The organism is Clostridium aminobutyricum (genome assembly GCF_017255415.1).
GTDB lineage: Bacteria > Bacillota > Clostridia > Peptostreptococcales > Anaerovoracaceae > Aminipila > Aminipila aminobutyrica.
The window spans coordinates 166,738-179,848 of the sequence record NZ_JAFJZZ010000004.1 but is presented as its reverse complement, the minus strand read 5'-3'; the positions used below and the strand labels follow the sequence as shown (position 1 = coordinate 179,848).

At 44.2% G+C, this 13,111-nt stretch carries 14 protein-coding genes and 1 pseudogene; all 15 read left to right on the top strand.

Annotated elements, in window-relative coordinates; translation table 11 throughout:
* Window positions 1-6 precede the first annotated feature (6 nt).
* The gene (gene eutL, locus JYB65_RS10625) at window positions 7-657 is read left to right on the top strand and encodes an ethanolamine utilization microcompartment protein EutL (protein ID WP_206582653.1); all 651 of its coding nucleotides are present in this window, start codon (window positions 7-9) and stop codon (window positions 655-657) included.
* A gap of 18 nt (window positions 658-675) precedes the next feature.
* A pseudogene (locus tag JYB65_RS15215) lies at window positions 676-909 on the top strand (BMC domain-containing protein); the annotation flags it as partial.
* A 360-nt stretch (window positions 910-1,269) separates the two neighbouring features.
* Window positions 1,270-2,742 carry an acetaldehyde dehydrogenase (acetylating) gene (locus JYB65_RS10615; protein WP_206582651.1) on the top strand — a complete coding sequence of 491 codons (1,473 nt, stop codon included), beginning with the start codon at window positions 1,270-1,272 and terminating at the stop codon, window positions 2,740-2,742.
* Between the two features lie 18 nt (window positions 2,743-2,760).
* A complete protein-coding gene (eutM, locus tag JYB65_RS10610; protein ID WP_206582650.1) occupies window positions 2,761-3,042 on the top strand; it encodes an ethanolamine utilization microcompartment protein EutM in 282 nt (93 codons plus the stop codon).
* 13 nt (window positions 3,043-3,055) lie between these two features.
* Window positions 3,056-3,340 (top strand): ethanolamine utilization microcompartment protein EutM, encoded by a 285-nt coding sequence (gene eutM, locus JYB65_RS10605; RefSeq protein ID WP_206582649.1) that lies wholly within the window; start codon window positions 3,056-3,058, stop codon window positions 3,338-3,340.
* A gap of 26 nt (window positions 3,341-3,366) precedes the next feature.
* Entirely contained in the window at window positions 3,367-4,164 is a 798-nt protein-coding gene (locus tag JYB65_RS10600) for an ATP-binding protein (RefSeq protein ID WP_342366661.1), read from the top strand.
* 16 nt (window positions 4,165-4,180) lie between these two features.
* Window positions 4,181-4,795, top strand: coding sequence for a phosphate propanoyltransferase (gene pduL / locus JYB65_RS10595; RefSeq protein WP_206582647.1), 615 nt, complete (start codon window positions 4,181-4,183; stop codon window positions 4,793-4,795).
* A gap of 54 nt (window positions 4,796-4,849) precedes the next feature.
* Window positions 4,850-5,602 (top strand): hypothetical protein, encoded by a 753-nt coding sequence (locus tag JYB65_RS10590; protein WP_206582646.1) that lies wholly within the window; start codon window positions 4,850-4,852, stop codon window positions 5,600-5,602.
* 54 nt (window positions 5,603-5,656) lie between these two features.
* Window positions 5,657-5,938 carry a EutN/CcmL family microcompartment protein gene (locus tag JYB65_RS10585; RefSeq protein WP_206582645.1) on the top strand — a complete coding sequence of 94 codons (282 nt, stop codon included), beginning with the start codon at window positions 5,657-5,659 and terminating at the stop codon, window positions 5,936-5,938.
* Window positions 5,939-5,961: 23 nt separating this feature from the next.
* Window positions 5,962-7,311, top strand: coding sequence for a 4Fe-4S dicluster domain-containing protein (locus JYB65_RS10580; protein ID WP_206582644.1), 1,350 nt, complete (start codon window positions 5,962-5,964; stop codon window positions 7,309-7,311).
* Window positions 7,312-7,316: 5 nt separating this feature from the next.
* Complete coding sequence (locus JYB65_RS10575; protein WP_206582643.1) at window positions 7,317-7,856, top strand: BMC domain-containing protein; 540 nt, start codon at window positions 7,317-7,319, stop codon at window positions 7,854-7,856.
* A 46-nt stretch (window positions 7,857-7,902) separates the two neighbouring features.
* On the top strand, window positions 7,903-9,132 hold the full coding sequence (locus JYB65_RS10570; RefSeq protein WP_206582642.1) for an ethanolamine utilization protein EutH: 1,230 nt from the start codon (window positions 7,903-7,905) through the stop codon (window positions 9,130-9,132).
* A 26-nt stretch (window positions 9,133-9,158) separates the two neighbouring features.
* The gene (locus tag JYB65_RS10565) at window positions 9,159-9,608 is read left to right on the top strand and encodes a cupin domain-containing protein (RefSeq protein ID WP_206582641.1); all 450 of its coding nucleotides are present in this window, start codon (window positions 9,159-9,161) and stop codon (window positions 9,606-9,608) included.
* A gap of 395 nt (window positions 9,609-10,003) precedes the next feature.
* Window positions 10,004-11,452 carry a Na+/H+ antiporter NhaC gene (gene nhaC / locus JYB65_RS10560; RefSeq protein ID WP_206582640.1) on the top strand — a complete coding sequence of 483 codons (1,449 nt, stop codon included), beginning with the start codon at window positions 10,004-10,006 and terminating at the stop codon, window positions 11,450-11,452.
* 19 nt (window positions 11,453-11,471) lie between these two features.
* Window positions 11,472-13,094, top strand: a complete 1,623-nt coding sequence (locus tag JYB65_RS10555; RefSeq protein ID WP_206582715.1) for an amidohydrolase — start codon at window positions 11,472-11,474, stop codon at window positions 13,092-13,094.
* Window positions 13,095-13,111 lie beyond the last annotated feature (17 nt).

Genomic DNA, 13,111 nt, shown 5'->3' with positions numbered 1-13,111 from the left:
ATGAAAATGAAAAGAGATCCCGTTAAAGCCACGGTATTAGCCACCAAGGTGATTCCAAATGTCAATGCTGAATTAGCAAAAGAATTCAATTTAACACCGGATCAGAGGTCTTTAGGATTAATAACCGTAGATTGCGATGATGTGACGTATACTGCTTTGGATGAAGCAACAAAAGCTGCCGATGTAAAAGTTGTGTATGCAAAAAGCTTCTATGGCGGTGCGGCAAATGCCAACACCAAGCTGGCCGGTGAAATCATCGGTATTCTGGCAGGACCAAATCCGGCAGAGATTAAGAGCGGATTAAAGGCGTGCGTAGAATTTATTGAAAACTCAGCACACTTTGTATCTGCCAATGAAGATGACAGTATTGTCTATTATGCACATTGCATTTCAAGAACCGGATCCTATTTATCGGAGGGTGCGGGCATTCCGGAAGGGGAAGCCTTAGCTTATTTAATTGCTCCGCCTCTTGAAGCGATGTACGGTGTGGATGCAGCAATGAAGGCGGCAGATGTTACGATGTGCGTACTTTATGCACCTCCTTCAGAGACTAATTTCGGCGGCGCGTTGCTGACCGGAAGTCAATCTGCTTGTAAGGCTGCATGCGAAGCCTTTGCTGCGGCTATAGAATTTGTTGCGGATAATCCGATTGGATAAAGCGGAAGGATGTAAGTTATGGAAGCATTAGGAATGATAGAGGTCTATGGCTATGTAAGTGCAGTAGAAGCATTGGACAGTGCACTGAAAGCCGCTAATGTAGTTCTTCATAGCGTAACAAAGGTTCGAGGCGGATTGGTTACTGTCATGGTCGCCGGTGATGTCGGTGCTGTAAAAGCGGCAATGGATGCTTCCGCTGCTGCGGCGCAGCGTGTGGGAAATGTGGTTTCCGTTCACGTCATTCCGAGACCTGCAAAGGGTGTCTTTGATATGACAAATACATCGGTAAAGAGTCGGGAAAAGCAGACTGCTGAAGCAGACAATACGGGTGAGCCTGAAGAAGTTACTACTACGGAATTTCTTATAGAAGCCGCGGAGCCTGAAGAACCGATACAAACCGTAAAGCTTGAAGAACCGAAAGAAGAAAGGAGTGCAGAAGAGTCTCCGACTGCAATCAGCCAAGAGGAATTGGAACAAAAAACAGTGGAAGAATTGAGACAGATCGCTCGAAAGCTGAACCTAGGGGACATGACAAAGAATGAAATTAAATTTGCAAAAAAAGGGCAGCTGATTGAAGTTATTTGCAGATTTAATGAAGGAGGAGATAAGTAAATGCTGCTATATGATAAGGATTTACTGTCTGTACAGGAAGTGCGTGAATTGGTAGAACATGCAAAGGCGGCCCAGAAAGAATTAGCAGAGAAAAACCAGGAGCAGGTAGATGCGATTGTAAAATCCATTGCGGACGCCGGTGTGAGAAATGCTAAAAGACTGGCGCAGCTGGCCCATGAAGAAACCGGATTCGGCATCGCTTCAGACAAAGTGATAAAGAATATTTTTGGAAGCAAGGGAGTCTATGAAAGAATCAAAGACATGAAGACGGTAGGCGTCATTAAACGGGATGAAGAAGCCGGAACCTATGCGGTAGCCGTACCTGTAGGAGTAATAGCTGGCTTGATTCCTTCTACGAACCCTACTTCAACTGTATTCTATAAGGCAGAAATTGCTGTTAAGGCCGGAAATGCCATTGTATTTTCACCTCACCCCAACGCTTTAAAATGCATTTTGGAAAGCGTGAAAGTGATCCGGCAGGCCGTAGCAGAAGCCGGAGGGAATGAAGATTTAGTTTCTTGTATTTCTCTGCCGACTGTTCAGTCCACCGATGTACTTATGAGCCATCCGGACACTTCTCTGATTTTGGCTACAGGCGGCTCCGCTATGGTAAGAGCCGCATACTCTTCGGGAACTCCGGCAATAGGGGTAGGACCCGGAAACGGACCGGCCTATATCGAACGAAGTGCGGATATACATAAAGCGGTGAAGTGTGTCTTGGATTCAAAGACCTTTGACAATGGGACCATATGCGCATCGGAGCAATCGGTCATTTGCGAGGATGACATGAAAGAAGCGGTTCAGAAAGAAATGGAGAAGCAGGGCGCCTATTTTTTAAATGAAAAAGAGAGGGAACAACTGGGGAACTTCATTTTACGTTCAAACGGTACGATGAATCCGATGATTGTAGGCCGGAGCGTACAAGTGATAGCCGAATTGGCCGGATTGGCTGTACCGCAGGATACCAGAGTGCTGGTAGCGGAAGAAACAGGAGTAGGAAGAGGGCATCCGTATTCGAATGAAAAATTAGCTCCTATTTTGGGATTTTATACGGCGCCGGATTATAAAGCAGTTTGTGAGCGCTGCTGTGAGATTTTGTACTACGAAGGGGCGGGGCATACCTTTATCATTCATACGGAAAACCAGGAGATGGTAGACTATTTTGCCCATCGCATACCCGTATCCCGATTTATTGTCAACAGCCCGGGGGCGTTAGGAGGAATAGGCGCTTCCACCGGATTAATGCCGGCATTGACGCTGGGCTGCGGTGCAGTAGGCGGAAGCGCTACCAGTGAAAATGTGGGCCCGGAACAGCTCTTTAATCTACGATATATAGCGGTAGGGAAGAAGAGCCTAGAGGAAATCCGAACGGAAGCCGGAGCCATAGAAATAAAACCGGAAGTTATCCATTTAGATTCAAAACAAATCGATGAAATGGTGCGTCGCATCATTCAGCAACTGGAAGCTATTTAATGGTAAGGAGGAATTGATATGTTAGCAATGCAAGCCTTAGGTATGATTGAAACAAAAGGATTGGTAGGCTCTATAGAAGCAGCGGATGCAATGGTAAAAGCTGCAAATGTTACGTTGATCGGTAAAGAGCACGTTGGCGGCGGATTGGTCACAGTTATGGTAAGAGGGGATGTGGGAGCTGTCAAAGCAGCTACCGATGCAGGGGCAGCGGCTGCACAGCGTGTCGGCGAGTTAATCTCCGTACACGTTATCCCAAGACCTCACGACGAAGTAGAACGTATACTTCCGATAGTAAAGTAAGGAGGAATCAGATATGACAACAACACAAGCATTAGGTATGATCGAAACAAAAGGGCTGGTAGGCTCTATAGAAGCAGCAGATGCGATGGTAAAGGCTGCAAATGTTACGTTAATCGGTAAAGAGCACGTTGGCGGCGGACTGGTTACAATTATGGTAAAAGGCGATGTAGGTGCGGTTAAGGCAGCTACCGATGCAGGGGCAGCGGCTGCACAGCGTGTCGGTGAGTTGATTTCCGTTCATGTTATTCCTAGACCTCATGAAGAAGTGGAATCTATACTTCCTGCTTTAAAGAAATAAAACGTAATTAGAATAAAAGGTGGGAGGTGACAGCGTTGAAGGTTATAACCGAAACAGCTTTGAGGGACGAATTAAGAGCCAGCCAGCCGGAGTACTATTGCATACCGGAGGGGACTATTGTATCGCCTGCAGCACGCGAATATCTACAACAACGCAAAATTAACATTGTAACAGAACCCCCAATGCCGGCACAGGCACCGGAAGATAAAAAAGGGACTGCACCTGAAGCGGCAGAGCCGTGCAGCCATACGGCATCTGATCCATGGATGCCGAAATACGTGGATTATGAAACAGGTGCATTCTACATGGAAAAGCCGGAGCACATGTGCCAGCTTTCGGGCAATCTACTGGTGCCGAAGTGTCACCCAAGAATATTGTTCAGAGGAAAACTGGATTCGATTCAGACTACACTCATCTTACATCAAGCACTGCTGGCGGATTCGGGCACCTCTGGAAAACTAATCGAGGATTTAAACAGTGTACTTTTGACCATGCAGAACATCATGAAATGCGACGTATTGGATCAAGAGCTGGAAAGCGGGTTGATTATAGGGTTTACCCATGGTGAACTGCATGACCGCTCTCATAATCCGATGAAATTCTTTGGAATTAAGCAGATGCAGATGCCGAATTACACGATGGGTACGGCCTATGCCATGCTGAATCAACTCCGAGCTGCGATACGCGAAGTAGAAGTTGCTGCCACCGCAGCATTCTACAGGGATGGAAAGTGCAGCAGAAAAGACATCGTGGAAGAATTAAATCGGTTATCCAGTGCGCTGCACGTGATGATGTGTAAATGGCTGGCCGGAGAATATCGTTAAAAGGAGAACAAACAATATGGAGAAGCTGATTCAGGCATTGAAAGAGGCCATCCAAGCAAATGGAGTATTGCAGGTTGAAACTTCTGCCAGACATGTTCATCTGAGTCAAACGGATTTAGAGCAGCTGTTCGGAAAGGGGCATCAACTAACTCCGAAAAGAGCTTTGTCACAGCCGGGACAGTATTTATCGGAGGAAAAGGTTACGGTAATAGGGCCTAAAGGAGAGAAGAAAGTCTCTGTTTTGGGTCCTGTCAGAAACCGGACTCAGGTGGAATTGTCCAGAAGTGATTGTATGAGCTTAGGACTGTCTGCCCCGATTCGCTTATCGGGAGAGCTAGAAGGCTCCGGCTCGGTTATATTGAAAGGCCCCAATGGTGCGGTGGCCTTATCGGAAGGGGCTATTGTTGCAAAAGCACATATTCATATGACTCCGGAAATGGCCCAGAAACTCCGTTTAAGAGATCGTCAGAGGGTCGCATTAGAAGTCCTCACAGAACGCCCGGTGTTACTAAAGGATGTAATCATCCGTGTGGATGAAGCATCGAGCTGTAAAGTTCATATTGATACAGATGAAGCAAATGCAGCGGGTTGTGAAGGGTTTACTTTAGGACGGATTGTCACTCATTTTTAGCAGTCCTGAAGGTATCACCATGAATGGGGAAACCAATCAGAAAGGAGGAAATCTATGGAATTCAAAGAATTAGTGGAGCAAATTGCGGTAAAAGTTGCAGAAAGAATTGCGGAGCTGGAAGAAAGTTTACAAATTGAAGCACCGAGCAGCGTCGAATTGTGCCCAAAACCCAAGATTCTGATCCTTACAGAGGACCATGGCACAGCCTGCCATGAACTGTTGGAGAAGGAATCTCTCAAACATAAATTTGAGATTATTTGTGCGTTAAACGAAGAATATCAATGTGACTCGCAGCAATTTGATAGGATTGTGCTCGGAAGCTTCAGTAATACTTCATTAGGAAAAATCGCAGAAGGTATCGGCGATACGCCTTTTACACAAGCGGTAATGAAAGCAATTCTACTGGGAAAACAACTGATTGTGCCGAATGAAGAAATGGAACTTTTTCAGTATAGGGAAACCGCTCCGAAGCTCTATTATGGCCGGATGATGCAAAAGATAGAATTCCTGAAGAATATAGGGATTCAGTTCTGCAATGCAGATCAACTAGAAAGCATCCTACTCGGAAATGAAGGTGTTCCGGAAAAGAAAAGCTGCACGGGAGAGCCTGCGAAAGAAGTAGCCGAGGTTTGTGAAAACAAATCAGGTGGTTCAGTAAAATTTGAAAAGAGGATTATTACGGAGAGAGATATCCGAACTGCTTATGAACAGCATGCAACGCAAATTTGCATCGCTCAAAAAACAATTATTACGGATTTAGCTCGTGAATATGCAGAACAAAGAGGCATTTCGTTTACAATCGGCTGATAAGAAATTCCGGCACAGAAGGCGCAGTGTTGTGTAAAAGAGAGGGTAGAGTATATGAAAGTGGCAAAGGTTATAGGAAATATTTGGGCAACGAGGAAGGATGAAAGCTTAGCAGGGCTAAAGCTTATGATTCTTTTGCCCATTGACCTTTTACATGAAGAAAATTACCATACGCCGATTGTTGCAGCCGATATCATCGGCGCAGGAGTTGGAGAAACTGTTTTGTTCGTCTCAGGAAGTTCAGCACGCAGCGCAGTCGGAGATACGGCAATACCGGTAGATGCCACTATTGTAGGAATCGTGGATGATAAGGAAATAAACGAGAATGTGCTGTAAAAGGTATGTGACGAGGTGAGCATATGAACTTAATAGAGGCAATAAAAAATGCCGGAATAGTCGGTGCCGGCGGCGCAGGATTTCCTACGCATGTAAAGCTTTCTGCAAAAGCGCAGGTATTTATAATAAACGCAGCGGAATGTGAACCTTTAATCGAAACCGATAAATATTTGATGAGAACTTTTCCGAATGAGATTTTGAAGGCAGCAGAAGCCGCAGCGGTACATATAGGGGCAGAACGCAAGGTCATCGCACTGAAGAGCAAATACCAAAAAGAAATAGAAGCATTGCAGCAAGCTATCGTTGAAACGAATTCTTCCTTTCAACTATTCAAAATGAAGTCTTTTTATCCTGCCGGTGATGAGCAAACCTTAGTGCAGCTGGTGACAGGGTGCAGCGTGCCGGAAAGAGGACTGCCTTTGGACGTAGGAGCGGTAGTCAGCAATGTAGGTACGATGCTAAATGTATATCAGGCGTTGCAGGGAAATCCGGTAACGGACAAATACTTATCCGTAGTGGGTGAGGTTGCTGCTCCGGTCATGCTGCATGTGCCTATTGGAACGGCGTTGCAGGATTGTATCCGTCAAGCCTGTCCTCGCCTTGACGAATATGACATCATTGTGGGGGGACCTATGATGGGGAAGGTGTACAGAGGCAATGCTATTCAGGAATTAACGGTTACTAAAACGACGGGCAATATCATTGTTCTGCCCCAAAATCATTATTTAGTAAGATGCGAGGAACTTTCGTTCGCTTCCATCGTCGCACAGACCAGAAGTGCTTGCATTCAATGTAAAATGTGTACGGACATGTGTCCCAGATATTTAATAGGACATAAAATTCGCCCGAACATGGTTATGAGGAATCTATACAGAGAAAAGTTAATAAAAAGCAACGATGAATATGAGAAGATATTTGGAGAGGCGGCTAACTGCTGTGACTGCGGAATTTGTGAGATGTTCGCTTGCCCTATGAGTCTCTCCCCTCGTAAAGTAAATATTTTTATTAAAAAGCAATTAGCGGCGCGTGGATTAAAAGCGGAGCGCAACAAGAATCCGAAAGCCTCGGCAGATCTGCCCTATAGGAGGATCCCTACGGAACGGTTAGTGGCTAGATTGGATCTAATGAACTATTATCATGTCCATGCGGGCGAGTGCCGGACTTTTGTACCGGACCGTGTTTCACTCTTAATCAAACAACATATCGGCGCACCGGGGGTTCCCTGTGTGTCTGTAGGAAACAGGGTTCAAAAAGGAGAGGTAATCGTAAGGGCAAAAGAAGATTCACTGTCTGCTTCGTTACATGCCAGCATAAACGGCAAAGTAACCTTCATAGATGGTGAACGGATTGTCATCGACAAAGAGAAGGAGTAGGCACTATGGCAAATGCAGTAGGTATGATTGAATTGAATAGCATTGCTCAAGGAATTGAAGTGGCTGATTATATGATGAAAGCTGCACAGGTAGATGTGTTACGTGCCACTACGGTGTGCCCGGGGAAATATATCATCATAATCGGAGGGGAGACCGGTTCGGTTGATGCATCCATGAAAGACGGAATGAAAAGAAGCGGACCGCATGCGGTGGATACGCTGATGATTCCCAATATTAACGATCAAGTAATTCCGGCAATCTATATGTCCAATTCTGTTGAAACGTTAGGTGCCGTTGGTGTATTAGAGTTTTTTTCCGTCGCATCGGCAATTACTGCTGCCGATGTAGCGGCTAAAGCGGCCAATATTGCATTAATTGAAGTTCGTATGGGTTGGGCAATCGGAGGAAAAGGTGTGGTCACACTGACTGGTGATGTAGGTGCTGTGCGTGCTGCTGTTACGGCAGCCGAAAAGGCAACCGAACTGATGGTAGGAAGCACGGTTATACCAAGGCCATCTCCAAAATTATTGGAAAGCTTGCTGTGACAAGCGACTTACAGCAATACGGGAAATAAAATGAAGGAGGGAAGATATGTTTGATGAATTAATAAATGCGTTCGATGTATCTGTATTAACGGAAAGTTTGCAGGCGTACATCGGAAATCTAACAGTAAATTCAGTTATCATAACGATTATGACCATTTTTATGCTGGTCGGTGCGATTGATAAAATTCGAGGCAATAAACTGGGCTATGGTGAACAGTTTGATGAAGGATTTCTTGCCATGGGACCTTTAGCTATTGCAATGGCCGGTGTTGTTGCGGCTGCTCCGGTATTATCAATTTTATTGAAGCCGATTATTTCACCGATCTACACGTTGGTCGGTGCGGATCCTTCGATGTTCGCTACCACTTTACTGGCCTGCGATATGGGAGGGTACCCACTGGCTATGCAGCTTGCAGCCAACGATACCCTCGGAAATTTTTCAGGACTGATCTTAGGTTCCATGATGGGGCCTACAATTGTATTTACTATTCCGGTAGCCCTATCCATTATTAAAAAGAAGGATCGGCCTTATTTGGCCGCCGGTATTCTGGCAGGTCTTATCACGATTCCGATCGGATGCATCGCCGGTGGTCTTGTCATGAATATGACTACATATAAAATCAGTTTATTTACTATTTTAGTAAATTTAATTCCGGTTATTATTGTAGCTGGTTTGATCGTACTCGGCCTTTGGTTTAAACCGGCCAGTATGATTAATGGTTTTAACCGCTTTGGTACTGCGGTTACGGTTATCATTACAGTTTTTACAGCAATTGCAATATTTGAGTATGAGACAGGTATTATGCTTCCATTATTTGATATCATGGTAGACCCGGCTAAGAATGGCGGAGTAAACGGGTTAGAGTCCGGCTTGCTGGTATGCGGTCAGATTGCTTGTGTATTAGTCGGTGCTTTCCCAATGGTGAAATGGATTACAAAGACCTTTGGAGGCACTTTGGAAAAGGTTGGCGGGCTCCTTGGGATGAACGATACGGGCTCGGCTGGTATGGTGGCTACATTGGCCAACAACATTGCCATGTTTAATATCATGGGTGACATGAATCCAAAAGCAAAATTACTGAACGTAGCGTTTGCGGTATCCGCCGCATTTGTATTCGGAGATCACCTTGGATTTACAGCAGGAAATAATCCGGAGATGATTTTCCCGGTGGTTGTAGGCAAACTGGTTGCGGGTATTACGGCATTGATCTTAGCCAATATGCTGGCACCTAAGCTTCTAAGCAAAATTGAATCAACCGGTGAAGAGGAAGAATAAAGCATAACGAAAGATAGGAGAAGATTATGAATATTAGTGAAGACTTAATAAAAGCCATCGTAAAAGAATTGCTGGTTCAGGCAAAAGCACAAGCCGGTGAAGACTTCGTAAAAGAAACGGATAAAGCAAGCGGTATTCTGGTCGTACGCGGTGATACGGTAAAGACGGAAGCTTTTGAAGGCCGAAATGATGTAAAGTTAAAAGATATTGTTACGTTAGAAGAAGCACCGAGAATGGGTGCAGGTATTATGGAATTAGTGGATGGAGCGGATTTTGAATGGACACTTACCTATGACGAATTTGACTATGTTATCGATGGCACACTGGATATCAAAATTGACGGCGGAAATGTCATCCGCGGAAATAAAGGAGATATCATATTGATTCCAAAAGGCAGCCACATTCATTTCAGCACGCCTACCAATACCAGATATGCTTATTTTGTATATCCGGCCAACTGGCAGGAATTAGCTTAATACAGCTTAACATAAGAACTCCTTTTATACATAGGCACTATGTCTACTCGAGCGGGCTCAACAAGTTAAAGTATGCTCTTATATACTTTAACTTGTTGAGCCCGCTCTCTTTATCATGTAAGAAATATCGCTTCTGTGATATTGGCGGAATGGCTCTTCCAACGACTTTTTTTATTCTGGACTTGAATATGCAACAGAGACACGAGACAATAGAAAAGAAAGAGAGCAAAGATTGGGAAAAAATAACAGAACTGTTGCAAAATCGTTGCAGAATAATCTGAAAAATAAAAATATAAACATGAAATATTTTTTTATGGAAGCAAAAATCACAGGTAGGGAAACACCGCTTATGTATAGTTAAGTTATAAAAATCATTTTTGAAGGAGGAAATAAAAATGGATGAAAACTTAAAAAAGCCATCGCTGGGAGTATCCCTCGCAATTGTATTATTCTTATTTGGAAGTTTTATCTTGCAGCTGGTCATTGTAGGAACACCTGATGTACATATGACCTTGATTTTTGCAACAGTATTTGCTGTAGTGATGCTCGGCATCTTTAACAAAACTCCGTTAAGTCTTATAGAGGAGGGAGTCATTCATGGAACAAAGATCGCAACCATATCCATGATGATACTCATGTTTATCGGTGTAATGATTCCGGCGTGGATTGCAGCGGGAACCATCCCATCGCTCATTTACTACGGAGTACAGATTATATCACCATCTGTATTTTTACTGACAACTATTTTGGTGTGTTCCTTATCCTGTCTTGCAACAGGAACATCCTGGGGGACAGCCGCAACTTTTGGTGTAGCTCTTATGGGCATTGGCGGGGGACTTGGCGTTGACCCTGCGATGACAGCAGGTGCAATTATTTCAGGTGCTATCTTCGGAGATAAGCTTTCTCCGATTTCAGATACGGTTAATCTGTCGGCAGCCAGCTGTGAAGTAAATATTTTCTCTCATATTAAAAGTGTAGCAACCGCTACTATCCCCGGTTACATACTCGCTTTGGTGGCAGCCGTTTTTCTGGGAATGAAGTATTCCAAAGGACAAATGGACAGTAATCAAGTGGATACTTTATTACAGACATTAAGCAGCCATTTTAATGTAACACCGGTCTATACCATTATTAGTTTGATTCCCATGATTCTAGTGGTGGTATTGGCACTGAGAAAATTCAATGCCCTTGCAACTATTGTCATTAGTGCAATGGCAGGTATGATCATCGCTATTATCTTTCAGGGCTATAGCCTTCTCGAGATGATGTCTTATATGAACTATGGCTATGTAATAGATACTGGAAATATAGACGTGGATAAGTTGCTGAACAGAGGTGGTTTGCAGTCCATGATGTGGACCGTATCCATTGGTTATCTGGGTCTTTCTTATGGTGGAATTCTGGAAAAAACCGGCGTACTGGATACCCTGCTGTTCAGTGCAAGTGCGATTACAAGCAATGCAAGAAACTTGATATTAACTCAAATGGTAGCCGGAATTGCGACTGTTGCAGCGACTGCCAGTCCATATGTCTGTATTCTGATTCCGGGCAGAATGTTTGTGGCAGGCTATGACAAACTAAAAATCAAAAGGATCGTAGCATCCAGAACATTAGAACATTCCGGCATTTGTATCGATCCAATGCTGCCTTGGTCTCTCGGAGCAGTCTATTTTTCGGGCGTGCTGGGTGTTAGTCCTCTTAAATATGCGCCATATACGGTATTGTGTTGGTCTGTTCCAATCATTGCAGCATTTTATGCTATTACCGGCATATTCGTATGGAAAGAGGATTCACCGGCGGAAAAAGCAGAAACAGAGGAAACCGAGATGAAGGCAGAAGCATAAGGGGAAATGGGTGATAGAAATGGAACTTGATCTATTATTTAAAAACGGAATATTATATACTATGGAGGAAGAGGGAAAAGCAGTTGAGGCATTAGGAATAAAGGATGGTAAAATTGTTTTTGCCGGATGCAATCAAGACGCGGATTTCTATAAAAGTGCGGAGACAGTTGATTTAGCAGGGCAGGTGGTCATACCGGGAATGGCAGATTCCCATATGCATCTGTACGCCTACTGTCAGAATCAAACCTCGGTTAATTTGGAGCAGGCCAAGAGCATGGATGAGATGCTCTCTCTGATAAAAGAAAAGGCGGAAAAAACCCTGCCGAGGAATTGGATTAAAGGAGTCAATTTTGATCAGACAAAGTTTAAGGAGAATCGGTTTCCGACGAAGAAGGATTTAGATCAAATCAGCACGCTGCATCCGATTGTTATCAGAAGATGTTGTTTACATACCATTGTGGCAAATTCGATGGCCTTGCAACTGGCAGGAGTAGGGCAGGGCTATGACGGCGGCCCGGGAGGCATTGTGGAATTTGATGAAGACGGCATGCCCAACGGAATTTTGAGAGAACAGAGTACGAAGGTATTCGATGAAATCATACCGGACCCGCTCTTAGATGAAACGGAAAAGAGGAAGATCCTGTTGGAGGTTCTGGAAGATATGTCCTCAAAAGGGATTACAACGATTCATACCTATGCCGCAAAAATTTGGCGTTATAATGAAGACATAAATACTTACCGTGAACTGGACAAAGAAGGAAAGATGCCTGTTCGAGTAACGGTATACTTAGATGAGCTGTTTTCTTCGGAAAAATTAACGAAGGATCAGGAGCGAGACCCTCATCGATTGGTGCAGTTTGGGGGCTACAAATTATTTACGGATGGGTCCCTTGGCTCCCGATCAGCGGCGTTGCACGAACCTTACCATGACGATCCTAAGAATAAAGGATTTGTCATTTGTTCGCAAGAAGAATTAAATTTAAAAGTACTTCAAGCATATGAAAAGGGGTTGCAATCAGCCATTCATGCAATCGGTGATCGTGCACTGGATATTACTCTTACCGCCATCGAAGAAACGTTAAGAACTACTCGTGAAAAAGGAATGACGGAAGAAGAGCAAAGTCAGCGTCTGCCTTTTAGAATCATTCATGTACAGATGGTGAATGAAGAACTGATTGAACGTATGAAAAAGCTCCCGCTGGTGCTCGATATACAACCGGTATTTTTAGGTACGGATGCCCGATGGATAGAGGATCGTATCGGCAAGGAGCGTGCAAAAGGTGCGTATGCATGGAAGACCTTAAAAGATGAAGGTCTTATTCAGACCGGAGGCTCCGATTGTCCGGTGGAATCCTATGATCCCATAGCAGGAATCTTTTCTGCCGTCGCCCGTTGTGATAAGAACGGCCAGCCGGCAGGCGGCTATGGACCTCACGAAAAATTAACGGTATATGAAGCAATTGAACTCTTTACCAAAAATGTTCATTATGCGACAGGGCAGCAGAAATATCTAGGAACCTTAGAAGTAGGCAAGTTTGCTGATTTGGTTGTATTGGATAGAGATCCTTTTGCCATGGATGAAATGAGCCTTAAAGATATAAAGGTACGGCAAACGTATATCGCAGGGAAAAGAGTATTTTAAAATTTAATGTTATATAA

Bases quoted from the DNA above. Each gene is read 5' to 3' on its own strand.
- eutL (WP_206582653.1), top strand. From the start codon at position 7: ATGAAAAGAGATCCCGTTAAAGCCACGGTATTAGCCACCAAGGTGATT.
- JYB65_RS10615 (WP_206582651.1), top strand. From the start codon at position 1,270: ATGCTGCTATATGATAAGGATTTACTGTCTGTACAGGAAGTGCGTGAA.
- eutM (WP_206582650.1), top strand. From the start codon at position 2,761: ATGTTAGCAATGCAAGCCTTAGGTATGATTGAAACAAAAGGATTGGTA.
- eutM (WP_206582649.1), top strand. From the start codon at position 3,056: ATGACAACAACACAAGCATTAGGTATGATCGAAACAAAAGGGCTGGTA.
- pduL (WP_206582647.1), top strand. From the start codon at position 4,181: ATGGAGAAGCTGATTCAGGCATTGAAAGAGGCCATCCAAGCAAATGGA.
- JYB65_RS10590 (WP_206582646.1), top strand. From the start codon at position 4,850: ATGGAATTCAAAGAATTAGTGGAGCAAATTGCGGTAAAAGTTGCAGAA.
- JYB65_RS10585 (WP_206582645.1), top strand. From the start codon at position 5,657: ATGAAAGTGGCAAAGGTTATAGGAAATATTTGGGCAACGAGGAAGGAT.
- JYB65_RS10580 (WP_206582644.1), top strand. From the start codon at position 5,962: ATGAACTTAATAGAGGCAATAAAAAATGCCGGAATAGTCGGTGCCGGC.
- JYB65_RS10575 (WP_206582643.1), top strand. From the start codon at position 7,317: ATGGCAAATGCAGTAGGTATGATTGAATTGAATAGCATTGCTCAAGGA.
- JYB65_RS10570 (WP_206582642.1), top strand. From the start codon at position 7,903: ATGTTTGATGAATTAATAAATGCGTTCGATGTATCTGTATTAACGGAA.
- JYB65_RS10565 (WP_206582641.1), top strand. From the start codon at position 9,159: ATGAATATTAGTGAAGACTTAATAAAAGCCATCGTAAAAGAATTGCTG.
- nhaC (WP_206582640.1), top strand. From the start codon at position 10,004: ATGGATGAAAACTTAAAAAAGCCATCGCTGGGAGTATCCCTCGCAATT.
- JYB65_RS10555 (WP_206582715.1), top strand. From the start codon at position 11,472: ATGGAACTTGATCTATTATTTAAAAACGGAATATTATATACTATGGAG.